This window comes from Congregibacter brevis (assembly GCF_045689245.1).
In the GTDB taxonomy this organism is placed as follows: Bacteria; Pseudomonadota; Gammaproteobacteria; order Pseudomonadales; family Halieaceae; genus Congregibacter; species Congregibacter brevis.
The window spans coordinates 287,847-312,261 of the sequence record NZ_CP136865.1 but is presented as its reverse complement, the minus strand read 5'-3'; the positions used below and the strand labels follow the sequence as shown (position 1 = coordinate 312,261).

Here is a 24,415-nt window from a genome sequence, read left to right as displayed (position 1 = left end):
TTGAGTTTGCTATGATTTTGTTGCCTGCAAGAGCACTGTCGGTGTGTGGCGCAGCCTGGTAGCGCACTTCCTTCGGGAGGAAGGGGTCGGAGGTTCGAATCCTCTCACACCGACCATCTTTGGAAGATACTTTCGTGCTGCTCGCAACGTCACTTCAAATGCGCATCCGTTGCGCTGCTCTCCCCGAGCTTAGATACTCATCACCATGGACGGCAGCTTACTACTGAAAATTATTGGTGGGATATTGATCGCGGGTGGCGTGGCTCTCGTGTCCAACCCTGAGCTCGTTAGTGATAAGCCGATACCTGAAGATACCTTTGACGCGATCGAAAGGAGAATTTGGTGGGGGTTGTTGATTGGCCTCGGTGTTTTGCTGCAGTTTCATTATCAGCTTAAGCCATGGGCACCAACTCTCGCCGCTAGTGCTTCCTCGCTTTAAAAGCAGACTGTCCCGCGATGACTAGCCAAAACATCGCTGAGGGTTTTTGCAGCTGTGGTCGCTGGCAACTGCGTATCATGTTGGAGAAACCTCTTTGCGATCTTACGCCCCGTCGATGCGACTGCGAGTATTGCAGGAGTCATGCGGTAGGCCACGAGAGTGACAGTGATGCATTGGTGAGCGACCCAGGTATGAAGATCGCGTTAGCGGGCGAGGCGCTCACCATCGATCAAAACGGCGATCGGTTGGCTCAGTTTTATCGCTGCCATCACTGCAATGATTTACTGGCGGTGGGCCGTCGGATAGACGGCGTTCTGAGAGGCGCTGTTAATGCTAGATTGTTAGGGTCTATGAGCCAGTTTGGCGAAGCAACACAAGTACAGCCACGGCTGCTTACTAGCGACGAAAAACAGCAGCGCTGGGCGACACTTTGGGGTGTTTTACATGGGGTCAAAGACTAAGAGGCGCGTCGGTTTGTCTATGCTCTCGCGGCCTTTGCCTACCAAGTGTCCTTGAGAATGACGAAAAATCGCCTGGAGAAAATATGTCTCACACTCCCATAAACCTCAAAGATAAGTTCTCCCAGTTCTCCGAGCACTGGTCTCCAAGAGTCATTGCAGAACTAAACGATTACCAATTCAAGATAGCCAAGGTGCAGGATGATTTCGTTTGGCACTCGCATCCTGATACCGATGAAGTTTTCCTAGTGATCGAGGGCGTGCTGGATATAGAGTTTAGAGATGGGGGGGTGACGCTCGAAGCGGGGGAGATGTACGTTGTTCCTAAAGGTGTTGAGCACAAGCCTCGGGCTTTGTCAGAGTGCAAGATCATGCTGGTGGAACCAAAGGGTGTGGTGAATACTGGTGAAGCCGGTGGCGATCTAACAGCAGAGAATGATGTTTGGGTCTAGCAGCGGATAAAGCTGTGGGATCGTTGGAGCACATTTAGACGATTACCAACAATGAGCATTTACGACTCGATGAGTCCTTAACCTGATATTTTGGAGCACTAATGGAAGCAAGCACTCAACTAATTCAGCCTGTGGTGGCCTTGGTGATGTGGTCTGCCGTTATGTGGGTATGGATGTACGCTACGCGAATACCTGCGATTTTCGCTATGAAGCTGGAAATGGACTCCGATGCACCCTCTGGCGTGCAAATGTCGCTTTTACCTCCCAAAGTGCGGTGGAAAGCTGATAACTACAACCACTTGATGGAGCAGCCAACGGTCTTCTATGCAATTGTGCTGTCCTTGGTTTTTCTTGGTGCAAACTCCGAGCTAAGTATCTACGCTGCCTGGACATATGTTGGCTTGCGGGTCGTACACAGTCTTTTGCAGGCGCTGGTTAACAAAATTGAGCTTCGCTTCGCCATCTTTTTTCTATCGAACGTTCCTCTGGCTGTTTTGACGTTTAATGCGGCAGTTGCTGCCTTTAGTTAATAGCTAGCAATACCCAAGGCACGTGAGTGCTGTTCAAACTACACTGTGCAAAGAAACTCAGCGCGGAAAATTTTTGAATTAACGAGAGGATTACCAAATGCTTGGATACGTCACCTTAGGAACGAATCAGTTTGAAAAAGCGGCAGAGTTTTACGACGCGGTTTTTGCGGAATGCGGTGCCCAGCGATTAATGGAGCTGGACGGCTTCATTCTCTGGGGTACCTCCATGGAGGCGGGGGCGGTGGCCCTTACCAAGCCTTTCAATCAGGAGCCGGCGACCGTTGGCAATGGTGTTATGGCTGCTATTCAAGCGGAGTCTAAAGACGTAGTTGTGGCCCTGCATAAGAAGGCGCTTGAGCTTGGTGGCCAAGACGAGGGAGAACCTGGTCAGCGAGGAGATGGCTTTTATGCCAGTTACTTCCGCGATTTGGATGGTAACAAGCTGGCCGCATTCTTCTTGGGTTAGACGTTCCGGCCCGCCCGCTGCCAACACAGCGAGGGCATTGAACGTTTAAGACGCGTGCTGTAGATCTAGTATGCAAGCTATCTACGACAAGATAGGAAAGGGTTACTCCACAGGTCGTAAAGAGGATCCCCAAATCGCGTCGTGTCTTTGGGGGTATCTTGCGGGTGCGACGTCGCTTTTGAATCTCGGAGCAGGGACAGGATCCTACGAGCCTCACATTCACGACTTGGAGGTCACTGCGCTGGAGCCGTCGCTGCAAATGATCGAGCAGAGACCACTGGGTGCGGCGCCCGTGATGCAGGGCTACGCGGAGTCGCTACCCTTCGAAAGTCGCAGGTTTTCTCACTCGATGACTGTGCTGTCTATGCATCATTGGTTGGATCGTAAGCGAGCCTTTGCTGAGATTAAGCGCGTTACCAACACACGCTTCGTTGCCATAACCTGGGATCCGGGCTCACCAAGCTATTGGCTCACAAAGGATTATTTTCCCGAGATACACGCTATAGACAGCGAAAACTTTCCATCTTTGGATGAGATAGCCGAGAGTTTTCCTGGCGTCGCTTTCTTCCCTTTAGAAATCCCCGCCGATTGTGCGGATGGTTTTACAGCGGCTTATTGGGCTAGGCCTCACGCTTACCTGGATCCTCTGGTTAGATCATGTATGTCCACGTTCGCCAAAGTTCAAGAAGTAGAAAGTGGCTTAGACAGGCTTCGTGCTGATTTGGACTGCGGTCTGTGGAAAGAAAAGTACGGACAGCTTATGTACAAAGATAAGCTCGATGTTGGCTATAAGATAGCAGTCTGGAATGCGTAGTTTGCGCGCAACCAGAAAACCTCTCCCTGATTGATAGTCGCTATTGAGTCTTTCATAGTGTTCGTTGCCCCTACCTTTCAAGGCTTCTCTCTGGGCCTTGGTCTGATTATTGCCATAGGCGCTCAGAACGCGTTTGTGCTGCGCCAGGGGCTGCGACGAGAGTATGTGGGTAGCGTCGTTTTACTCTGTGCGATCGCCGATGCGCTATTGATCTCTGCCGGTGTTTTTGGCTTGGCAGCGGCTCTGGGCGACCTCGTATGGCTTGCTAAAGGCATGGCCCTGGCGGGAGCTATTTTTCTGGCGATCTATGGTTGGCGTGCTATTTCTCGAGCGAGAACACCGGGAGAGTTGAATGTTGACCAAACAGGTAACTCGCTCAGTCGGGGTGCGGCGCTGTTACAAGCCACAGCATTCACTTTACTGAACCCCCATGTGTACCTCGACACCATGTTACTCGTTGGTACCGCGGGCGCACAGCAGCCGGCAGCGCTGCAACCGTGGTTTGTTTTCGGGGCATGTGCGGCGAGCTTTATCTGGTTTGCAGCCTTAGGATTCGGTGCGCGCTGGCTCGCGCCGCTCTTTGCAAAACCTGCGGCTTGGCAGGTATTGGATGGCATGATTGGCGTTATCATGTGGGTGCTTGCGATAGTATTACTTCGCCATGCTTTTTCATCTCTTTGAAACAAATTTCGGAACCTGCGCTATCGGCTGGAATGATATTGGCTTGGCGCGTGTTCAGCTCCCCGAGTCTACGCCCGCCGAGACTGAGGCTCGGATGATAGCCGCGAACATGACATCTGCTCCGGCAACACTGCCAAGCTTTGCCCGAGAGGCTCGCGACGCACTGTTAGCGTATTTCTCCGGCGAGGCGGTGGCGATGGAAGACTTAGTGTTGGACTACTCGCTCGTGTCTCCTTTTAACGCACTGATTTACCGTGCATTGAGAGGAGTCCCACGGGGTGAAATCGTTTCTTACGGTGATCTTGCTAAGGAGATAGGCCAGCCGGGTGCTGCCCGGGCTGTGGGGATCGTAATGAGTAAAAATCCCTGGCCAGTCGTTGTGCCATGTCACCGTGTTATCGGTGCAAACGGGAAGTTAACTGGATTCTCCGCATACGGTGGCGTAGATACCAAGCTCAGCTTGCTTACGCTGGAAGGGACGCAATTTGGAGATACTCCAGGCTTGTTTGATGACCCTTTCTTTAGCGAGGAATAGGCTCTCGGCCAGGCAGATCAATCGGCTTCGTTCACAAACGCAGTGTCCCTTGGCGATAAGTGATTAGACACAGTGTTACTACACACATCCTGAGCGCGCAGTTTTGCCGTTTGGCGTTTATACTCTCCGCCCCGAATCTTTCGTAGCAAAAAAGGACATCAGTCGATGACTACAGGAAAGCAGCTATACAGCACCCTCGCGGATGGCAAACTCACCGTTGAGGTTGTAGAGAAAGAATTCGCCGCTCCTAAGGGCAACTCCGTGCTCGTTCAGATGGAAGCGGCGCCTATCAATCCTTCTGACTTGGCAATTCTCACCAGCGCTGCTGATCTAGACAACGCTGAATACACGCCGGGCAAGTTCGTTGCCGATATGCCTGAGCCCTTTTACAGCGCTCAAAAAGCACGCCACGGACAGCGACTGCCGGTAGGTAATGAAGGTGCCGGTACCGTTATTGCGGCCGGTGATACCGAAGCCGCTCAGGCGCTCGTGGGTCAGAGAGTTGCCTGTGTACCAGGTAACGCTTACTCACAGTATTGCTATGCCGATGCTGGCATGTGTCTTCCGCTGGGAGATATCACTTCAGAGCAAGGTGCATCTGCCTTTGTGAATCCTATGACCGCTCTCGGTTTTGTCGAAACCGCGAAAATGGAAGGTAAGAGCGCTATTCTTCACACCGCTGCGGCGTCAAACCTTGGCCAGATGTTGGTGAAGATCTGTCAGGAAGACGATATCCCACTGGTAAACATTGTTCGTAAAGCTGAGCATGTGGAAATGCTTAAGGGTCTTGGCGCAACGCACGTTGTGAACTCATCCGATGACGATTACTTCAAGCAATTAAAGGGCGCGATCGAAACCACGGGCGCTTACTACGGTTTTGATCCTATCGGCGGCGGCAACATGGTCGATACCTGCTTTAAGGCTATGGAGCAGGTTGCCGTCAGTAAGATGACCGAGTTTTCGCGCTACGGTTCGGAGCAGGCCAAAAAGATGTACATCTACGGCCGCTTGGACTTTACTCCGACAACGCTGACTCCCGCCTATGGCTTCGGCTGGACACTGTCTGGTTGGCTGCTTACACCGTTCCTGGCGACTGCCGGTCTTGAGACTATGGGCCGTATGCGTCAGCGCGTGTTAGCGGGCCTGACATCAACTTTCGCTAGCTCTTATAAGAGCCGGGTGAATTTGGAAGAGATGCTCACAAAAGAGGCGGCTACTGATTACCGCACCATGAAGACCGGCGAAAAGTACCTGGTTACACCCCACGCCTAATCCTCCCGCCTGATCCTGAGGCACAGATCAGTGGCGGGTCCGGATTTGTTCGGACTCCGCCGCGGTCAATTTCGGCCAGTAATCGCTCAAAGCATGAATCAGCTTGAGCGTACGAAAGCCATCAAGCCACTGATGAAACTGAAGAATGAATGCGTCTTTATCGGCGCATTGTTTTTCTGCGTGTGCGAGAAACTTCTCAAGCCCCAGTTCTTTGATCGCAACGAAGAGCTCGGGATGCCCTTGTAAGCCCACCTTAAATTCACTGATGCTAATTCTTGGCGCGCCGTACTCTTTGACGTAGCTAAGGAGCGCCGCGAGACCGTCGAAGCATCTGGGGTCGTAAAAAAACGGAACGGACTCTATCGCGTGTGCGTCGAGCAGCTGTTTTATAGCTGGACCCGTGCCAAAGGGGGCTCGGTTTGAGACTCTTGCGGACAATAGAATGGGCGCAATGGCCGGAGTGCGAATGTCGCCTTGCTTAGCGACCTTATTGAGCAGATAGAAATCTTCACCCGCCGCGCGGCGCGGGAACCCCCTTACTGCCGCATAAGCATCTGCTTTTACTGCAATGCAGCTACCGATCGTGTGGAAGTCATAGGGAGAGCCTGCGCAGCTAAGCCCTTCAACGTAGTGGTCGAGATAGTTTTCGTAGAGCTCGATCGCCCGTCGCTGCTGGCTGTCGTCAGGTGTTAGATGTCTAAACGGGTAGGTCACCGCCGCAGCGGTATCGCTAGAATCTGCCGCCGAAAAGTACTCCTCAGGTAATGTTGCATCCGCATCGCTGCAGTGGATCCAGGGGCTTGCCACCAGACCCGCATTACCCAGAGCGAGCGCAACGTCACAGCCGATCTTGCGAGCCAGGCCGACCCCCTCTTTATGCGGCAAGGGTACTGGGCGCTCGATCAGTAGTACGCTATTCCGCCGATTAGCATCGACACACCGCAGAGTGCTGCCGATGTCTGGATGATAAGACAGTTCCTTGAGCTTGTGGACGGAGTCCCGAAGCTCATCATTGCAGCTGAAATTCAGTTCAGTGTCAGGGCGGTTGAGTACAAGAATCAGCAAGACATTCGAATACTGGCGGAGGTTTTTCAGGAATGCAGGGGATTCGTTATAGGAAGGGATAACCAGCACATTCTTCCAAGTGCCAAACTCGGAGCGCTCTCGCTCACTGCTGAGAAGATCTGAGAATGCCCGAGCTTCGGGGACGGCATAGCGCAGAAGATACTGCGCAACGCCTTTCAATGCAGGGCGGCGCGCAAGGGGAGTGATCGCACTATCGCGGCTTCATCTTCCAGCAACTCTTGCCAGCGCTCGGCCACCACATCCGTGGCAAAGTAGAGCTTTGCAAGCTTAAGGAAAAGTTCGAAGTGGCGTTCCTCGGAACGTGCTATCGCTCGGTAAAATTTTTGTAGCGGACCGGGCTCCAGGGCATCTGCGATGAGAGCAAACCGTTCGGCTCCCCGGGCCTCAATAATGCCGGCGGTGAGTAAGCGGTCGAGGAGATAGTCTTCCTTGCCATCGCGAATCGACTTACGAAACTGACCGACGTAGGCATCTTTCTCGTCAGCACCGGTGCGCCCACCCCGTTGATGTATCCATTTCACTACTTCGCGGTAATGGGATAGCTCTTCGATGGCGAGATCAGCCATAGCTTCAACTAGCTTCACGCGGTCCGGATAGTGGGAGAGCATGGATATCGCCATCCCTGAAGCCTTTTTTTCTGCGGCGGCGTGGTCCAGCAAGAAGCGATCAAAATCCCCTAGCACCGCGTCTACCCAGCCGCTCGGTGTTGCGAACAACAGTGGGCTAGTGGAGGAGGGCTCCGTGACTGAGGCTTCTGCTTGTTGGAGCGATGCCCCCATTAGTTACTGGCGGCGATCGCTGAGGTGCCCGCTGCAAAATCACGGCGAACTGCTTCTTCCAGGCTTGCCATCAATGGCTCGCGAATACGGGCCTTGGTTGCTTTGTGGGCTGCCATGTTCAGAGCGCTGTAGCCTGTAGCTAATTCCACGGCACGGCTGATCAACTGCTCCCCTTCAACCGCCTCGTCAATATATCCAACGGTCACAGCGGAACCGGGATCATAAACATGAGCCAGGCCAACAGCATCGTTTATGTGAGTTTCGGCGAGCCGAGCTCGGGCGAGCTCGATGCCAAACCAAGGTAGTGTCATACCTATGGCGACCTCGTTAAGCCCCAGCTTGTAGTTGCCCTTCATACCTACGCGGTAGTCTGCTGACAGGCAGAGTAGCGCACCCATGGCCAGTGCGTGACCGGTGACGGCCAACACGACGGGGGTGCTAAAGGACAATAAGCGCACGGAAAGATCTACGCCCATACGCAGGAGTTTGACCATGGGGTCGCCGCCAGCGCCCATGACCGACAGATCAAACCCTGCGGAAAACTTACCGGGTCGTCCGGCGATGATGGTCACTTTGCCAGCGGCTTCCGCTGTATCGAGCGCGGCATTAACGGCCTCAAACATCGCAAACGACAGTGCGTTCGCTTTGCCATCATCCATGGTGATCATCGTATAGGCTTCGTTTTCTTCAATTGTTACCAGTTCTGACATTTTCGTGTTCCTTTTCTAGGGAAGGTGATTGGTGGTGTCCGTAGGTGGATCAGGACATCACCAAGCCCAGGAATACGATCAAACCACTGCCCGCCGCGATGAGTGTTCTTACGCGAAGACGAGATGATGAGAGTCCAAGCCAAACGCCGCTCAAGATGATGAACAGCATGCCGGCAGCGAACACTTTCTGAAACTCCCGGTACATGGACGGACCGTGACCAAAGTGTAGCTCTTGCATACGCTTCTGGAAGCTGGGCTCGTTGCGGCTGACAGACACGCTGTCGCCATCAATCGTTAGGCCGTAGTAGGTGCGCGATGTGGGGCGAGTGTAAAGAGTGTCACCGCGGGTGATGACATAGTCGAAGCTGAAGTCCTCAATACCCGTCGCTGAAAGTGCGGTAAGGACCGCCTCTTTGCTGGGGTCGCTCATCAGTGCGACGCCACCGTCGGTTTGGCCGACGGGAGTTGTTTCCAGCGAACCTTTTACGCCCAACAGATACATGCCACCCGAGAACGCAACTAGTACAACAACTGCCGCGAAGAACGACGAGAGATATAGGTGGATAGAGATAAAAAGACTGCGGCTCATGAAAAATGACTCCAAAACAGGGACTTGCTGTGTATTTGGGGCGGGATGCTACGCGATATCCAGCTCGGGGAAAAGTTGCTCGTTAGAGGGTGATAGACCTTAGCGGAGCGGCCCCAAGCGCACAGTTTACTCAGCGATCAAAGATTGGCGTAACAACATCATTGAATGACTCGGTCATACGCTCTCGAATGAGTGTCGCAAGAGCCTGATAGAGGTGTCGTACGGGACTGCCATTTCTATATACCAAAGCATGTTCACGATAGAGCCTGGAGCCCTCGATACGAATCACGTCCAGTTCTTCGGGGCGATGGATTTCAGAGCGGATATATAGCGCCGGTAAAAAAGCCACTCCCATACCCATCACGACCATCTGACGGAGCGTATCGAGACTCGTGCCCTCATAGTCTCTGTTAAGTACCGCCCCGGTGCGCTCGCAGATCCGCTGCACCTCCTGATGGAGCTGGTGGCGTTCATCCAGACCCAGAATACTCATTCCGGAGAGTTCCTGCTCTTGAAGCACCCCATCAACTGCTAAGCCAGCCTCCTTGGATGCTACGAGGAGCAAAGGCTCCCTAAACAGCACGTCGACCGCCAGACTGCTGGATCGCAGTGGTAAGGGAACCAGCGCCAAGTCATGGCGGCCCTCTTTGACCCCTGCTTCTAATTGGCTGGGTGGCTCTTCTCGAACGTATAGCTTTAATCGATCGAACTGCTTATGGATGGCAGGGACGATGTTGGGCAGTAGATAGGGCCCTAGAGTAGGAGGCACGCCCATACGATGCGTCGAGGCCGCTGTGTCCGAAAGGGTGTGCGCGAGTTCTTGCATCTCATGCCACTGGCCGATGAGTTGCTTTGTCACAGGCAGGAGCTGCCGGCCGGCGGGAGTGAGTTGAGTAATCCGGCGGCTGCGCTCAAACAACGTCACCCCGAGGCTCTTCTCCAGCGACCCGAGTTGTGTCGAAAGCGTTGGCTGGGCAATGTCCAGACGATCGGCCGCCCTACGAATGGACTGAGTTTCGGCGACCGCCTGAAAATATTGGATTTGTTTGATTGTCGCCACTAACGGGTACCATAGCGATTACCTATATAGGTAAAAACTATAACAGAAAAGAAAAGCTTGTGTTTGTTTTGTGCACCACAAGATCCATAGTACGACGGTCTAGTAAGAAATCCCCTCGTTATTGGGGCAGGAACCCGTTATGAGATCGTTGTTAAAGTTTGATTTGAGCCATCTTCGTGGCGATGTGTACGGCGGCTTAACCGCCGGTGTGGTGGCTATTCCTCTGGCGCTGGCCTTTGGTGTCGCCTCGGGTTTGGGACCCATTGCGGGTATGTATGGCGCCATCATTGTTGGATTCTTTGCCGCAATGTTTGGCGGGACCCCGACTAACGTGTCAGGCCCAACGGGCCCCATGGTGGTGGTCCTCGCGGGACTGTTTGCCAGCCTCTCGGGTGATGTGGGCCTTATTTTTACAGCGGTTATGCTTGCAGGTCTGTTCCAGATCATCTTCGGTGCCATCGGCGCGGGAAATTACATTCGTTTGGTTCCCTATCCCGTCGTTTCCGGCTTTATGAGCGGTATTGGCGTGATTATCATCATCCTTCAGGCAGATGCGTTTTTTGGTCATGAATCGCCGTCCGGCACTTTGAATGCGCTGGCGCACTTGCCCACAGTGCTCTCAGATATCAACTACTCGGCGTTGGTGGTTGGTGTGGTGACGCTGGTTGTTGCTTATAAGTGGCCTACTAAATGGGGCACTTATGTCCCTGGCGCGCTCGCTGCTCTGGCTATCGGCACCGTGCTGAGTCTTTTCATGCCTGCGATGCCAATTCTCGGCGATATCCCCTCGGGCCTTCCCTCGCTGCACATGCCCGTGTTTGATCAGTCAGCCATGATGCTGGTACTTGAGGCTGCGTTTATTCTGGCGGTGTTGGGCTCGATTGACAGTCTGTTGACGTCCCTGGTTGCCGATAACATGACGCGTACCCGTCATGACTCTAACAAGGAGCTTATCGGGCAGGGCGTGGGTAATGCAGTAGCAGGTTTGTTCGGCGGCATCGCAGGTGCCGGTGCGACCATGCGTACGGTTATCAATATTCGCTCCGGCGGTGTCACCCGGCTCTCAGGCATGATCCACTCGGTGGTACTTGCGGCGGTGGTTCTGGGTGTCGGTTCTGTTGCCTCAGTCATACCGCATGCGGCCCTTGCGGGGGTTCTCGTCAAGGTAGGTATGGACATCATCGACTTCAGTTACCTCAAGCGGGCGCACCGCGGACCCCGTTGGGATCTTGCTCTCATGGCGTTGGTTCTTGGTCTTACGGTCTTTGTCGACCTGATTACCGCGGTAGGCGCTGGTGTGGTTTTGGCGGCGCTGGCTTATGTACAACAGGTCGCAAAAATCCAACTCGAGGAGTTGGCTTCTCGCCCCTATGCACAAACCTCTGACGATGAGCAGGTGCTGCTGGATCGTCTCGGGACTCAAGTCACGATCTTTGAATTTGGCGGGCCTCTTAGCTTTGGCGCAGCGGCCGACGTGGGCCACCACGTGAGAGAACGCTACAAGCAAGCTACGCACTCCATCATTCTGGATTTCAATCGTGTGCCTTTCCTGGACGTTTCCGCAGCGCGCGCCGTCGAAACCATTGCCGATGATGCTCACAAGGCCGGTAAGCGGGTGTACATAACGGGTATGGCCCAAACGATTAAGGATACTCTGAGTAGTTTGGGGTCAGATGATAGTTTGTCGGATGACGCCCACTTTGACACTCGAATCGAGGCTTTGCAGGAGATTGCAGGCCGCAGTGGAACGGATGAACGCGGTGGTTCGGTAAGACCTGTGCAAGCTGTCGCCGCTCAATAACAGCCCATTGTTAGTAACTTTTGTTGACGTGAAATTTAAGGAGATCAACATGAACGAAGAAAACGTACTGAAGTTTTTCCAGAGCTGGAACGATGCACTTGCGACGGGTAACCCCGATACAGTGACAGCGCTCTATGCAGAGGATGCGATTTTGTTGCCCACGGTTTCCAATCAGGTGCGACATAACCACGAAGAGATTCGTGATTACTTTGTGAACTTTCTCGCCAAGAAGCCAGCAGGTGTGATTGACGAAGCGAATGTTCGCTTTCTTGCCGACGGCCTCGCGATCAATTCTGGGGTTTATACATTCACCTTCGGTGATGGAGCTCAGGTTACTGCGCGGTTTACGTACCTCTATCGCGAGATCGACGGCGCATGGAAGATTGTTGAGCACCACAGCTCTGCTATGCCTGAGGTGGTAGCTGCCCCGCAGCAGGAAACTGCTGCAGCCTAAAGAGAGTTCCCGCAGGACGGTACAAAAAGGCGCTGCACCTTATGACGCAGCGCCTTTTTTCGTTCTTACACTGTGAAAACAAACAGCTCGCCGGGTAGCCATTCTCCCCGTTCCTTGCGCAAAGGGATGGCCTCCTGATGAACCAGACTCATCCCTACATTGTCGGCGCAGCGAATCACATAGTCACTTGAGTGGGCAAAACGCCCCGACCGCTGAAGTTTGAGATCGCTCCCTTCGAGCATTTCGGTGCTCAAAACAAAGCGAACACCAGGGTTCGAATGCTTGGCAACTTCGGCGAATACTTCTTCGAGTGCTCCAATGTAAATCAGCACATCCGCGCAAAGTATCAAGTCATAGCTTTCCTCTGAATCACACAATATTGTGCTTACGTCGCCCAGGAGTAACTCATCGTAGACGGCCTTCTCCGTCGCCTTCTCCAGCATGGCAGGGGCAACATCGACACCAGTGAGTTGCTCACAGTAGCTGCGTATTTGTAGACCGACGAGTCCGGTACCACAGCCAAGGTCAAGGGCGTTCTTGTACCAGGCATCCTCGCTATCAAGCGCTTCTAGCAAGCTGGGGATCTTATCGGGTACGGAATACTCGAGTGACTCGGTGAGGTGCTTCTCGAAGTTTGCGGCATAGACTTCAAACACAGCTCGAGCATAAGCCGCGTCGCCGCGGGTCAACTGTTTGCCGGTAGCAGCGGCGATTAAGTGTTGGGTGGATTTGTCGCCTGGCAGCAGTTTCAATAAATGCTCCAGATGCTGCACTGCTTCATCATCACGACCCAGAGCCAGCAAGGTATTTGCCACTCCGCGAATGGCCCGTTCATCTTCCGGTGCAACCTGGAGTGACTCTTGATAAAGCTCAAGCGCGGATAGAGGCTGGTTCATGGCACTGTGGCTTTGAGCCAGATTCAGCAATGCTTTTTGGTGGCGCGGCTCAAGATTCAAAGCACTTTCATAGGCTTTCACCGCATCTTCGTGCTTCCCCAAGTCGTTGAGAAGGTTCCCAATATCGTTAAAGGCATCTGTGTACAAAGGGTTGAGCTTGAGGGCGCGCCTCAGCGCTTCCAAGGCATTTTCTTGCTGCCCTGCACCGCGCAACGCCCTTGCCAGATTGGCGTAAACCTCCGCATCGGCGGTACCGCTGTTCACCAGCTGTTGGTAGCACCCGAGCGCCTCCTTGTACTGCTTTAAGTCTGTGAAGGCGGTAGCTAGATTGTTAAGCGCTTCTGAGAATGTGGGTTCCAAAGTGAGCGCGGCTTTGTAGGCCTCTACAGCATGTTCAGGCTCAGAGAGTCTGCTCAGTACCACGCCTCGAAGATTATGGAGTGCTGGTTGCTCGGGATGCTGTCGGCAAAGTTTATTGATGTCTGCGCGAGCCGCATCGAGTTTGCCGGCATTTACCAATCGCGCCACTCGTTCAAAGTCAGCCGCACTGAGAGGGGCTTTGCTGTTGCCTCTGAGCGCTTTGAGTGCCTTCTTCGCTTTTTTGTTACCCGGCTCTACGCTCAGGACTTGTGCGTACAGGCGCTTGGCCTCATCAATATTGCCTGTCTTTTCGTGTTGCGCTGCCAGGCCCATGGCCTCGGCGCTGGTCAATTGTCTTGCCATGGATTTTGCTGCCTAAAACGACGGACTCAGAAACTGTAAGTGAGCGTTACGGTTGGGCCATCAAGTTGCGCGTTGATTGATGTGGTGCTCAGCGCGCCCTTACGGGTAATGTCGATGTCTGTGATCTGATACCCGACGGATACTCCAATCTGCTCGCCAAAACGATAGTAACCACGGAGATGGGCATAGGTGAAATCGCCATCGTACTCGTCCACGGTTGCAGATAACCAGCCACCAACTAAGCTGAAGAACACACGATCATTGACAGCCCAGCTTGCGGACCCCCGAAGGTTGGGCACTGGCGCAAGCAATGTTTCGCCTGCCGCTGCTGCTTCGAGGACTTCGCCGTCAATTTCAATGCGGCCAGAAATGCCCACGCCGAAGTCCAGAGCATGGAGGCCCCCACCCAAGAGAATCTCTAGGTTGTCACTTCGGTGTACCGCATACAAAACATCCACCATGTAGGTATCGATATCCAAAGAGGCCGCGATCTGGGTATTTGCGGTGAACTCTTGACCATCAAAGTTGAAATCTCTCGTGCTCAACCGCTGCCCGGTACCGGAAAACGAGTATGCCCCGGCAAATAAGGACCATCGGGGCTTGAATCGGTACCGATAATCAACGAAATATGAGTTGTCGCTGTTATCAATACCGAGGTCATCGAGGGAGATGGGGGTCGGGTCAAAATTCTCGGTGGTGACGCCAATGGTTAGGCTCGTTGACTGACGTGTCGCGCCAACGGAGATCTTGTGGGTATCGTCGAAAAAGTGGGATTTAGCACTCTCATCGTCGTTGGCATGCACGACTCCACCCAAAAGCGCTGTCATGCCTAGAAAAAGAGAGGCGGTTCTAAATAGCATCGCTAAAACACTCCAAACACAAATGCACGCTTAAGCGTGGTTCTTATCAGTTTGTAGTATACGCCTGCCAAGGAGGATGTTCAGATTCAATAAGCGTCCGCCACCCTAGTTCGGTGGCCAACCTATTCGAAGTAATCCGGCGCGATTTCACGTTTGCTACTGGCCCCGGGCACTTCAACAGCTAACTTCGGGACGAGGTAACCGGGCCGCATAGCGGCAAGTTGCCCCAGAATCTGGCGTGCTTGAGATTCAAGTACTTCAAAGTGCGCACTCCCTGACACTGGGTCCAACATATGAATGTAGTAGGGCATGGTCCCGGCAGCAAATAGGCGATCGCTTAGCTGGCCTAGTATCTCTGCGCTATCGTTAACTCCGCGCAGCATCACGGATTGATTAAGCACGGTGACCCCCTCGCTGCGTAAACGGCTGAGAGCTTGAGCAGTAGAGTTATCAATTTCCGCGGGATGATTGCTGTGAACGACCACCACCACGGGTTGTTCTTTGGGCCTTAATGCATCAATCAGCTGATCGGTAACACGATCGGGTATCACGATGGGCAGTCTCGTGTGAATACGTAGTGTGATTTGCCGATCACTTTGACGTAGCCGCTCGGCGATCGCTGCAAGCTTGGCGTCGGTGAGCAATAGAGGGTCGCCCCCGCTCAAAATCAGCTCGCCAATGTCCGAATCCTCGAGTAGCTGATCGATGGCTGCAAGGCGCTCTTTGCTTGACTGTACATTGTCTGTGTAGGGATAGGCGCGTCGAAAACAGTAGCGACAGTTCACAGCGCATTGTCCCGTTGCGATCAGAAGCGCGCGTCCATGATATTTGCGTATGACGCCCGGAGTGTCAGCGTAGAGACTGGTCTCCGCGACGGGATCATCATTGAAGCCTTCGACCTTTAGTGTTTCCCCACTTGCCGCGAGCACCTGACGCAGCAGCGGGTCCTTAGCATTGCCCTTTTCCATCCGCTGGGCAAAAGCTCGCGGAACCAGAAGCGAGAAGGAGTCGTCGGCGTCTTTGGAGTAGGGCAGCTGCTCTAACGTCAGGCCCACAGCAGAGGCAAGCGCTGAGGGGGTTCGTATCGCATCTTGCAACTGCTCTTTCCAGGTTTGGCTGCTGTGTATTTGAAGAAGCGCTGTATTAGCTGTCATCCCAAGCGATCCCGCAAGCTGTAAAAGAGCATACCTGCTACCAAACCTGGCCACCGCAGTAGCGTGCCGCCGGGAAACTTTGGCGTGGGCACGTTTGCCATCACATCGAAGCGTTCGGCGGTGCCAGCTATTGCTTCAGCCACGAGCTTACCGGCCAGTGTCGCGATGGGTACGCCATGTCCGGAGTAGCCGTGAGCGTACAAAATTCGCGGCGACACGTAGCCCAGCGCGGGCATACGATTGAGAGTGATGGCCAGCGTACCTCCCCAACCATAGTCGATCCGGGTATCGGCGAGCTCAGGGTAGATACTCAGCATATAGGGGCGCACAAAGTTCGCTATATCACTGGGAAAGCGCGAAGTGTAGGACTCGCCTCCGCCAAAGAGCAGTCTGTTGTCAGCGGAAAGCTTCCAATAGTTGATCACAAAGCGTGAGTCTGACATCGAGGTGTCGTCTCGGATCAACCGCCCTGCGGTGTCTTCGCCCAATGGCTCCGTGGCTACGACGTAGTTATTGATGGGCATTATCTGGCCGGCGACACGGGGCTCTAGCTTTCCAAGATATCCATTGCAAGCAAGGAGCAGGTGTTCACAGTCAACTTGCCCGCCATCTGTATGCACGGCTACAGCTGTGCTTTCCTTGTAGTGAGTAACTCTGCTGCCTTCGTGCATCACCACGCCAAGTTCCTCGGCAGCGCGGGCCAAACCTAGGCAGTAATTGAGGGGGTGTAGATGGCGGGAGGCCGTATCCAATATAGCGCCATGAAAGCCTTGAGCCGAGGTCATGGTTCCCAGCTCATCAGCCGCAACGTAACGCACATGCTCGTAGTCATAGGCTGTTCGCAGGTGATCAACTTCCTCCTGAAACTCCTTCGCGGCCTTTTTGGTACAGGCGGTGTGAAGGTTTCCTTGTTTGAGCTCGCACTGGATCGCAAACTCGTTGATGAGCTCACATACGGTGGCAACACCTTCGAGACCGAGGTCCCAGAGGGCTCTAGCCTGATGTTTACCTACCAGCTTTTCGAGAGCGTCCTGATCTGCTCGTTGACCGGTGCCCACGTGACCGCCGTTTCGCCCGGACGCCCCCCAACCCAAGCGGTTGGCCTCGAGAAGTGTGACGCTATAGCCCCGTTTGCGTAGGTGTATAGCTGCTGACAGCCCTGTGTATCCGCCGCCAACAACGCAAACGTCACTGCGCTCACTGCCTATCAGCGGAGGAAAACTAGCTGCGAAGTTGGCGGTAGCGGCATACCAGGAGTTAACGTGCGGTTCGTTCATTGTGTTTGCGTTGAACTCTAAAAAAACTTTAGACCGCAGCATAGTAGCGCAGCGTTCAAACCCTCGCGACTCTGTGGTCGAAAACGATCAGGACTAGCCTCTTGTGGGTATTGCGAGGTCTACGGGGCTACTGCGATACTCTTTTTAAATCGTAGGAAGCATCGAATGACGGCGAATCACAAGACCATCACTGACTGGCTGAAGCAGCAGCAGATATCCGAGATCGAATGCCTGGTGCCGGACATGACAGGGAATGCGCGGGGCAAGTTCATTCCCGCGCATCAGTTTATCTCTCACGGTGATCCGCGGCTGCCGGAAAGTATTTTGGTCCAGACGGTTACGGGCGAGTACAGCGATGAACACTGGGACTTCGTCGAGCCCACCGATACCGATATGTTACTGCGCCCAGACGAGTCCACCATGCGGCTTGTGCCTTGGGCTCGAGAACCCACCGCGCAAATCATCCATGATTGCTATACCCAAGCTGGCGAGTTACATCCTCTGGCGTCGCGGTCGGTACTGCGCAAGGTCTTAAATGCCTACGAGGAAGCCGGTATACAGCCAGTGATAGCTCCGGAAATGGAGTTCTATCTCGTGGCCCGCAACGAAGATGCGGACAACGAGCTTGTGCCGCCCGTGGGACGCAGTGGCCGTCGGGAAACGGCGCGACTGTCGTACAGCATTGATGCGGTTGCTGAGTTCGAAGAGTTTGTGGAGGATATGTATGACTATGCAGATGCTCAGTCTCTCGATGTCGACACGCTAATTCACGAAAACGGTGCCGCGCAGATGGAGATCAACTTCCGTCACGGTGATCCGCTGTCTCTTGCCGATCAGGTGTTTGTGTTTAAACGCACGGTACGCGAGACCGCGCACAAGTACGATATGTACGCGACCTTCATGGCGAAGCCAATGAAAGGTGAACCCGGCAGTGCCATGCATATCCATCAAAGCCTTTTGGACGCCGCAGGCAACAACATCTTTGTTGATGCAAATGGTGAGCACTCAGCAGCCTTCATGAGTTACATCGCCGGGCTGCAGAAATTTACACCGGAGCTAATTAGTCTTTACGCCCCCAACGTGAATTCCTATCGTCGTCTGGCACCAGAGATATCGGCGCCCATCAATCTCAATTGGGGCCTGGACAATCGAACCTGCGCGTTCCGCGTACCCCATAGCGAGCTTGCGGCGACTCGCGTTGAGAACCGCTTTCCCGGTGCGGATGCTAATCCCTACTTGGCCATTGCCGCGTCCTTGGCAAGTGGCCTGGTGGGTATGCAAGAGCAGCTCACACCAACGGCACCTCATATGGGCACAGCCAATGAGGACAGCGTCGAAGTGGCGCGAACTCTGGAAGAGGGGCTCCGCAATCTTGGCAGCACGCCTGCCCTCTGCGATCTGTTTGGCGATTTGTTTCTGCGCGCCTATGCCGCCGTCAAACTTGATGAGTTCGAGGAGTTTAATCGGGTTATTAGTTCCTGGGAACGTGAGCACTTGCTCCTGCAGGTATGACGACATGAGCACGGTTGTCTTCGGGCCCAGTCTACGCGGGCGCATCTTCACTGCGGTTAAGTACCTGACCTACCTGCTTCTTTTGGGGAACGTGTTCCTCTTTTTGCGCGAAGAGACCAGTTCCCTCGAGCACACCTTTACCGGCGCCATGTCGCTTAGCCAGTTTGTGCAAGTGTTTGCGGCGACCCTGGATACCGCGGCCTGGGTGGTGCTGCTATTACTGTTTGAGCTGGAAACTTCGGTGCTTGATGACGAGAAAATTCGCGGCTCGGTAAAGTTTGCGCTTCACGGCATTCGTCTCCTTTGTGGTGCTGCCATCGTGTGGGCTTTTACTGGTTATTGCGCGGAACTCATTACGCTATACAAGGTTACGCCGATGGATGCGTGGAACGGATGTACGCAGCTTTCCAACGATTGGTCGCTGCTACTCACGCTGGACGAATACGAACCCTTAAGTGCCCAAAATTGCTCGGTGGTGGCGGATGCCGCCTTACGCATAAGCGATTTCAATATTGTGGCTGATGCTGAAACCTTGCATGCCAGTCGGCTTCTAGCCTGGACAGACGTGATCAATTCAGCGGCATGGATATTGGTCGTTGTGGTACTTGAGATCGAAGTGCGACTGCAGCTTAGAGGCAGCCTTACAGATGCCGTTTTAGACGGTACCCGTTATCTCAAGTACTGCGTCTACACCACCTTGTTTATTGCGGCGGTTTACTGGGGAATTGCAGGCAAGTTCCTCGACTTCTATGACGCGAGTATGTGGCTATTTGCGTTTATCTTTATTGAGCTGAATGTTTTCGACTGGCAGCGGGAAACGCAGGAATCTCAGGCTTCCGATCCAAAAGCTTGGTGAATTTTTGTGCGATAGCACTCTAGGCCGCGCGTGAATACCGCGGAGCGAGGTAACGATTACCAAATACAGCGCTGGGCGCTGGCTCAGTAGTCGTCGAACTCCAGGTCGTAATCGCCGAGCTCTTCGCGAAGCCTGAGCTCCTCGATTCTCTGCTCTGCACGCCGGCGCTTTTCCGCCAGTTGGTGCTTATCCGAGGTTTCTGTACTCAGGCCTTCATAGGCCTCTTCCGAAAAATCTCCGATCACAGGCTCGAACATTTCGTCCATACCGTCAGCGACGGGTTCCTGATTGCGATCCCCCACAAACCACCTCCTGATGATTACGGGCCATCAACGTTTCCCAATATCCGGCAGCTACCGAGGCGAGTCAATCAGTTTAGATGCCTGATTTACATGAAAAATTACGATCAATAAGCACTGTTTTGACGGAAAAATTGGCGTAAAAGTTGACGGGCGATCCCGGTTTTCATTCATGAAATCACGCTGCACATCCCTGTGCTTAGCCCGCAGGCCGCGTGTCCGGGAGCCTCGTCTTGCGTCCCCGTAGAGGCGCAGAAAGCTTATTGCAAAGCTTATGCCAGCAGTTATTCGCGCGAATCTTGCCGATTCGCGCCAAAAACTGCGGGTTTGGATGCTTGTATTGAGCGTGGGACGGTTTTACCAGAATTTCGGACGCGACAGCCCGCGTATCGCGAACGTGTTCGCGCACAGCCCAGCGTATAGCGGGCTCTTAGGAATAGAGTTCCTGCACAATCAGCGAAGCCACAGCGTCAGCACTGCCACCAACGGCATCCACACTGTGTGTCGCGAATCGCTCATAGAGGGGGGTGCGCTCGTTGTAAATGTCTTCGAAGGTTTGATCTGCACCGCTGGCAATCCCACGATCAGGGTTAGCCGATACACGCTGAACCAGCGTGGCGACATCAGCACGCAGATACACCACGGGACCCGCAGCGCGCAGTCGCTCCATGATCGCTTCACTGTAAATCACACTGCCGCCCGTCGCCAGGACTCGCCCTTCGACGGGCTCGCTCACCAGCACCTGCTCCTCGATGTCTCGGAGCCGCAGGTGTCCGTCAGTGTCGATGATTTGCTGTAGGGTCCGACCCTCGCGTGCCTGAATAGACAAGTCGGTGTCAGTAAATTCCAATCCGATAAGCTTTGCCAGAATCACACCTACGGTACTTTTTCCGACGCCCGGCATGCCAATCAAACTGATGGTTTGGAACTGTGTGCGGATATTACTCATGATCTTTCCTTTTTGCCGACCTGCATTATCCTGACTTCTGGCAAAGGCTCAATGCTCTTTGCCTGCATGCTAAAGTTCGGCCCCTGTCTGACTAAGGAAACTGGAATGAGCCTGAATCACACTCCTTTGGATGCACTACACCGCGAACTGGGTGCGCGAATGGTGCCTTTTGCCGGCTACGACATGCCCGTGCAGTACAGCGATGGGATTATTGCTGAACATAGGCATACGCGAGAGCTCGCAGGTTTGTTTGATGTGTCACACATGGGACAGTTCATTCTGGAGGGGCCGGAAATCACTGCGACTCTCGAGTCGCTGGTGCCGGTGGACCTTGAAGCACTGGGGGAACACCGTCAGAGCTATGCGCTACTCACAAATGATGAGGGCGGTGTGCGTGACGATTTGATTATTACCCGCTGGGGACCTGAACAGTTTTTCTTAGTGGTCAATGCGTCCTGTAAGACCGAGGATCGTGCGTGGATTGAGTCTCAGCTGCTCCCGGGACAGTCTCTGCGAGAGTTCGATGGGCAAGGATTGCTCGCTTTACAGGGGCCTAAGGCCAGAGCGGTGTTAGGGAGCTTGATACCCGAAGTTGCAGATCTTGTGTTCCTGCAGGGGCTTCATTGTGAGTTGGACGGGATACCCCTATATGTAACCTGCTCGGGATACACAGGGGAGGACGGCTATGAGTTATCCGTTGCTGGGGAGCACGCCGAGGCTATTGCGCGCAGACTTTTAGATCATAGTGATGTCGCGGCTATTGGCTTGGGGGCCCGTGACTCTCTGCGTCTTGAGTCTGGCTTGTGCCTTTATGGTCATGAACTTTCTCCGTCGATTTCGCCTATCGAAGCTAAGTTGAATTGGTCTATTAGTAAATCTCGTCGCCCCGGTGGTGCGCGCGCAGGGGGTTATCCCGGATCTGAACGCATAGCTCTGGAATTGAGCGAGGGGACGTCGCGCGCCCGAGTCGGCATGCGCGTGCTTGGAAAACGGCCGGTTCGCGAAGGTCAGGACGTGCTGAATGCGTCTGGAGATGTGGTGGGTGTCGTAACTTCCGGCGCCTACGCTGCGACGGTAGATGCGCCGATTGCCATGGCGTTTGTGGACAGTGCTTACACAGCCCTCGATACAGAACTCAGTGTTGATGTGCGTGGTAAAGCCTTACCGGTGGTGGTGTGCAAGTTACCGGTGGTGCCTCAGCGTTACTACCGAGGCTAAGCCCGGCTGATCAGTGCGCCCAGTCGCGGGGTGCCTTGAACTGCTGAGACAGGTACTGCATCTGGTCTGCCAGAATTCGATCTTTGGCCAGGTAATGCCACTCGTAAGTGTTCGGTCGAAAGGGAATAGCCAGTAGCGGCATGCTCGCTTCTTCCGGGGTGTGATTGTCTTTTTGCCAGTTGCAGCGTTTGCAGGCCGCAACAACATTTTCCCAACGATCTTTCCCGCCGCGAGATACGGGTAGAACGTGATCTCTGGTTAGCTCGGATCGGCTGTACTGGGTTCCGCAATATAAACAGCGATGATCATCCCTTCGAAACAGCGTGCGATTGCATAGCGGTGGGGTAAAGCCCTGAACGATGCGCCCTTGCAGGGCAATGATGGGCTGGAGGTCGATACGGGAGCGCTGGCCGGAGAGTCGTTGAACGCCCCCAAACACCGGAGGTAGTACGTCCCCAATGCCGTAGACAACGTCGCCTCGGGCATAGGCTGATATTGCTTCATGCAGTGACAGCCAACCGCGGGGTTGTCCTGCTAGGTCCAGCTTGAGGATCGCTTGCATGCGCTCCTACTCGTAGGGGTCTCCCCTAAGCTACTGCAATCGGAAGGCGCAAACAATCCCCGAGTGAAATTGCCTCAAGGACTAATTTGGCTACGCACTTTCAACAGTATCTTCTGGCGCGGATTTCTCGGGGTTTTTCCAAACCAATGCGATAAGCCGCTGGGTACCGGATTGCTCAGCAAGGGACTCAGGATCATCAATAACTCGGAGCTTTTGTTTTTCGCCGAGGGTGAATAACGGTATCAACTTTGCGCCGCTCTCGCGCTTGTAGTCTTCCAGGCTGAAATCCTCTCCCAGGCGAATGGTCTTCATCTCTGCACCGCCTGCTAGAAGGCTCGCGAGTTTCTCGAAGGTCACATCAGCAGAGAAAAGCCGGGGAGGGGCGTATTCATCCGCAATACGCGAGCGCTCTGTGTCTTTGCGATCTTCGCTGTTTCGAAGACTGAAAACACGTTGGGGGCCAAACTCGCTGCGAAACTTCATACAGGCGAGGGTATTCCACCGGGAGCGGCGACTGACGGCGAACAGACGGCCAATGCCCGAGAGTTCCAGATATTGGTCGGCATGAGACGAAACAGGATCCCCGTAGTAGACCTCTAGCCCCGCCATACGCGCGGCGCGAATTTCCTCATAGGACGTGTCGGCAAGTTTCACCCGGTAACCCTGTTCTTGAAGTGCCTTTGCCAGAGCTCGGGCAACACTGTTCGCGCCGACAAAGAGCATTCCGTGGGGTTCGGCTTCAGCGAGTCCTAGAGCAGCGGTGATTCGTCGCGCGGTAAAGCTCTGCAGAATTACGGTCGCGAGAATCACCAGGAATGTAAGGGCAACCAATGTGGAGGCGCCCTCATGTCCGGAGTCTTCTAGACGAATTGCAAAGAGTGACGACACCGCTGCTGCGACGATGCCACGGGGAGCGACCCATGCAATCAAAGCCTTCTGTTGCCAGCGATAACCGCTGCGTATGGTCGATAACCAAACGACCAAGGGTCGTGCAGCCAGAATTACCAACAAAATGATAACGCCTTGCCATCCCGTGGCGAAGATCTCTGCAGGGTCTACGCGCGCACCCAGGACGACAAAGAGCATAGAGATGATCAGTACTGAGAGACTCTCCTTGAAACTGAGAATCTCATTCACTGACACGTTGCGCATATTGCCCAACCAGACACCCATAATAGTGACGGCGAGGAGACCTGATTCGTGGACAAAGGCATCGCTGACCGCAAAAATCATTACGACCCAGGCAAGCGTCAACACATTGAGAAGGTATTCCGGCACCCAGTGGCGCTTAAGCACTACGCCCAGAGTCGCCGCGCCGGCCAATCCCAATATGGTGCCCGTGGCGACACTTTCTGCAAAGAGCAAGAGCGAGTTTTGACCCGTGAGCAGATACTGAAACACAAGTACCGCGATGAGAGCACCCACGGGATCAATCATGATGCCTTCCCAGCGCAACACCTGGCTGACACTATTTTCTGCGCGCATCGTGCGCAGTAGCGGATTAATGACCGTGGGTCCCGTGACAATCATGAGCGCCGCAAACAACATGGCGATGTCACCCGAGAGTCCCGCCAGATAGTGTGCTCCCGCAGCAATTAACAACCAGTTGAGGACCGCGCCCCAGCTCACGAGATTCGTGACCACCGCGCCGTGCCCTCGGATATCTCTAAAGCGCAGTGTCATGCCGCCTTCAAAGAGAACCAGCGCGACACCCAGAGAAACCATGGGAAACAGGATAGGCCCGAACATTTCGTCGGGATCAAGAATGCCTGTGGCGGGGCCTGCGAGAATGCCTAGTGCAAGCAGCGGCAGAATCGACGGCAGTTTTAGCCGCCAAGCTAACCATTGAGCGCCTACGCCGAGAACCAGCACGGCAGCCATGGTGTAGAGAACAGATTGATCCATAAGAGACTAAAGCTCGCTGTTGCAACAGCGCATCAGCCTACTGTGATCACCATGCGATGGAAAGCAAAGCGCCAGATT

The 24,415-nt window shown here is 54.1% G+C and carries 27 protein-coding genes and 1 tRNA gene; 15 read left to right on the top strand and 13 right to left on the bottom strand.

Annotation, left to right across the window (positions count from 1 at the left end):
• The first annotated feature begins 39 nt into the window (after positions 1-39).
• The 10 genes from R0137_RS01375 to R0137_RS01330 all read left to right on the top strand — a co-directional run bounded on the left by R0137_RS01375 (position 40) and on the right by R0137_RS01330 (position 5,647).
• Positions 40-116: transfer RNA gene (locus R0137_RS01375), tRNA-Pro, on the top strand.
• An 89-nt stretch (positions 117-205) separates the two neighbouring features.
• Positions 206-439 (top strand): hypothetical protein, encoded by a 234-nt coding sequence (locus R0137_RS01370; RefSeq protein WP_407327966.1) that lies wholly within the window; start codon positions 206-208, stop codon positions 437-439.
• A 17-nt stretch (positions 440-456) separates the two neighbouring features.
• Positions 457-900, top strand: a complete 444-nt coding sequence (locus R0137_RS01365; RefSeq protein ID WP_407327965.1) for a hypothetical protein — start codon at positions 457-459, stop codon at positions 898-900.
• Positions 901-983: 83 nt separating this feature from the next.
• On the top strand, positions 984-1,349 hold the full coding sequence (locus R0137_RS01360) for a cupin domain-containing protein (RefSeq protein ID WP_407327963.1): 366 nt from the start codon (positions 984-986) through the stop codon (positions 1,347-1,349).
• A 101-nt stretch (positions 1,350-1,450) separates the two neighbouring features.
• Positions 1,451-1,879 (top strand): MAPEG family protein, encoded by a 429-nt coding sequence (locus R0137_RS01355; RefSeq protein WP_407327961.1) that lies wholly within the window; start codon positions 1,451-1,453, stop codon positions 1,877-1,879.
• 97 nt (positions 1,880-1,976) lie between these two features.
• A complete protein-coding gene (locus R0137_RS01350; RefSeq protein WP_407327960.1) occupies positions 1,977-2,345 on the top strand; it encodes a VOC family protein in 369 nt (122 codons plus the stop codon).
• A gap of 70 nt (positions 2,346-2,415) precedes the next feature.
• Positions 2,416-3,159, top strand: coding sequence for a class I SAM-dependent methyltransferase (locus R0137_RS01345; protein ID WP_407327958.1), 744 nt, complete (start codon positions 2,416-2,418; stop codon positions 3,157-3,159).
• 57 nt (positions 3,160-3,216) lie between these two features.
• The gene (locus tag R0137_RS01340) at positions 3,217-3,840 is read left to right on the top strand and encodes a LysE/ArgO family amino acid transporter (RefSeq protein WP_407327956.1); all 624 of its coding nucleotides are present in this window, start codon (positions 3,217-3,219) and stop codon (positions 3,838-3,840) included.
• Positions 3,821-4,375 carry a methylated-DNA--[protein]-cysteine S-methyltransferase gene (locus tag R0137_RS01335; protein WP_407327955.1) on the top strand — a complete coding sequence of 185 codons (555 nt, stop codon included), beginning with the start codon at positions 3,821-3,823 and terminating at the stop codon, positions 4,373-4,375. Before R0137_RS01340 ends, R0137_RS01335 begins: the two co-directional genes overlap by 20 nt.
• 165 nt (positions 4,376-4,540) lie before the next feature.
• Positions 4,541-5,647 (top strand): zinc-binding dehydrogenase, encoded by a 1,107-nt coding sequence (locus R0137_RS01330; protein WP_407327953.1) that lies wholly within the window; start codon positions 4,541-4,543, stop codon positions 5,645-5,647.
• 27 nt (positions 5,648-5,674) lie between these two features.
• Here R0137_RS01330 and R0137_RS01325 read toward each other — a convergent pair whose 3' ends face one another.
• The 5 genes from R0137_RS01325 to R0137_RS01305 form a co-directional block, all read right to left on the bottom strand.
• Positions 5,675-6,892: a hypothetical protein gene (locus R0137_RS01325; RefSeq protein ID WP_407327951.1), complete on the bottom strand. Its 1,218-nt coding sequence runs from the start codon at positions 6,890-6,892 to the stop codon at positions 5,675-5,677.
• Positions 6,889-7,512: a tRNA-(ms[2]io[6]A)-hydroxylase gene (locus R0137_RS01320; protein WP_407327950.1), complete on the bottom strand. Its 624-nt coding sequence runs from the start codon at positions 7,510-7,512 to the stop codon at positions 6,889-6,891. Before R0137_RS01320 ends, R0137_RS01325 begins: the two co-directional genes overlap by 4 nt.
• Positions 7,512-8,222, bottom strand: coding sequence for a crotonase/enoyl-CoA hydratase family protein (locus tag R0137_RS01315; RefSeq protein WP_407327948.1), 711 nt, complete (start codon positions 8,220-8,222; stop codon positions 7,512-7,514). The genes R0137_RS01320 and R0137_RS01315 overlap by 1 nt, the downstream gene beginning before the upstream one ends.
• Positions 8,223-8,271: 49 nt before the next feature.
• On the bottom strand, positions 8,272-8,811 hold the full coding sequence (locus R0137_RS01310; protein ID WP_407327946.1) for a hypothetical protein: 540 nt from the start codon (positions 8,809-8,811) through the stop codon (positions 8,272-8,274).
• 130 nt (positions 8,812-8,941) lie between these two features.
• On the bottom strand, positions 8,942-9,871 hold the full coding sequence (locus tag R0137_RS01305; RefSeq protein WP_407327945.1) for a hydrogen peroxide-inducible genes activator: 930 nt from the start codon (positions 9,869-9,871) through the stop codon (positions 8,942-8,944).
• A 139-nt stretch (positions 9,872-10,010) separates the two neighbouring features.
• Between R0137_RS01305 and R0137_RS01300 the strand changes: the two genes are divergently transcribed.
• Positions 10,011-11,672, top strand: coding sequence for a SulP family inorganic anion transporter (locus tag R0137_RS01300; protein ID WP_407327943.1), 1,662 nt, complete (start codon positions 10,011-10,013; stop codon positions 11,670-11,672).
• A gap of 49 nt (positions 11,673-11,721) precedes the next feature.
• Entirely contained in the window at positions 11,722-12,126 is a 405-nt protein-coding gene (locus R0137_RS01295) for an SgcJ/EcaC family oxidoreductase (RefSeq protein WP_407327942.1), read from the top strand.
• Between the two features lie 65 nt (positions 12,127-12,191).
• Here R0137_RS01295 and R0137_RS01290 read toward each other — a convergent pair whose 3' ends face one another.
• The 4 genes from R0137_RS01290 to R0137_RS01275 form a co-directional block, all read right to left on the bottom strand.
• On the bottom strand, positions 12,192-13,745 hold the full coding sequence (locus R0137_RS01290; RefSeq protein WP_407327941.1) for a tetratricopeptide repeat protein: 1,554 nt from the start codon (positions 13,743-13,745) through the stop codon (positions 12,192-12,194).
• A 26-nt stretch (positions 13,746-13,771) separates the two neighbouring features.
• Positions 13,772-14,605 (bottom strand): outer membrane beta-barrel protein, encoded by an 834-nt coding sequence (locus tag R0137_RS01285; RefSeq protein ID WP_407327939.1) that lies wholly within the window; start codon positions 14,603-14,605, stop codon positions 13,772-13,774.
• Positions 14,606-14,727: 122 nt separating this feature from the next.
• On the bottom strand, positions 14,728-15,759 hold the full coding sequence (epmB, locus tag R0137_RS01280; RefSeq protein WP_407327937.1) for an EF-P beta-lysylation protein EpmB: 1,032 nt from the start codon (positions 15,757-15,759) through the stop codon (positions 14,728-14,730).
• The gene (locus tag R0137_RS01275) at positions 15,756-17,036 is read right to left on the bottom strand and encodes an NAD(P)/FAD-dependent oxidoreductase (RefSeq protein WP_407327936.1); all 1,281 of its coding nucleotides are present in this window, start codon (positions 17,034-17,036) and stop codon (positions 15,756-15,758) included. Before R0137_RS01275 ends, epmB begins: the two co-directional genes overlap by 4 nt.
• 165 nt (positions 17,037-17,201) lie before the next feature.
• On the opposite strand from R0137_RS01275, the gene R0137_RS01270 reads away from it, so the two are divergent.
• On the top strand, positions 17,202-18,548 hold the full coding sequence (locus R0137_RS01270; RefSeq protein ID WP_407327935.1) for a glutamine synthetase family protein: 1,347 nt from the start codon (positions 17,202-17,204) through the stop codon (positions 18,546-18,548).
• A gap of 4 nt (positions 18,549-18,552) precedes the next feature.
• Complete coding sequence (locus tag R0137_RS01265) at positions 18,553-19,404, top strand: hypothetical protein (RefSeq protein ID WP_407327934.1); 852 nt, start codon at positions 18,553-18,555, stop codon at positions 19,402-19,404.
• A gap of 83 nt (positions 19,405-19,487) precedes the next feature.
• On the opposite strand, the gene R0137_RS01260 is transcribed toward R0137_RS01265, so the two are convergent.
• Positions 19,488-19,706: a PA3496 family putative envelope integrity protein gene (locus tag R0137_RS01260; RefSeq protein ID WP_407327932.1), complete on the bottom strand. Its 219-nt coding sequence runs from the start codon at positions 19,704-19,706 to the stop codon at positions 19,488-19,490.
• 427 nt (positions 19,707-20,133) lie between these two features.
• Positions 20,134-20,652 (bottom strand): shikimate kinase, encoded by a 519-nt coding sequence (locus R0137_RS01255; protein WP_407327930.1) that lies wholly within the window; start codon positions 20,650-20,652, stop codon positions 20,134-20,136.
• A 105-nt stretch (positions 20,653-20,757) separates the two neighbouring features.
• Between R0137_RS01255 and gcvT the strand changes: the two genes are divergently transcribed.
• A complete protein-coding gene (gene gcvT / locus R0137_RS01250; RefSeq protein ID WP_407327928.1) occupies positions 20,758-21,870 on the top strand; it encodes a glycine cleavage system aminomethyltransferase GcvT in 1,113 nt (370 codons plus the stop codon).
• Positions 21,871-21,880: 10 nt separating this feature from the next.
• Here gcvT and R0137_RS01245 read toward each other — a convergent pair whose 3' ends face one another.
• Both R0137_RS01245 and R0137_RS01240 read right to left on the bottom strand, forming a co-directional pair.
• Positions 21,881-22,432 carry an HNH endonuclease gene (locus tag R0137_RS01245; RefSeq protein WP_407327926.1) on the bottom strand — a complete coding sequence of 184 codons (552 nt, stop codon included), beginning with the start codon at positions 22,430-22,432 and terminating at the stop codon, positions 21,881-21,883.
• Positions 22,433-22,522: 90 nt separating this feature from the next.
• A complete protein-coding gene (locus R0137_RS01240) occupies positions 22,523-24,337 on the bottom strand; it encodes a cation:proton antiporter (protein ID WP_407327924.1) in 1,815 nt (604 codons plus the stop codon).
• Positions 24,338-24,415: the final 78 nt, after the last annotated feature.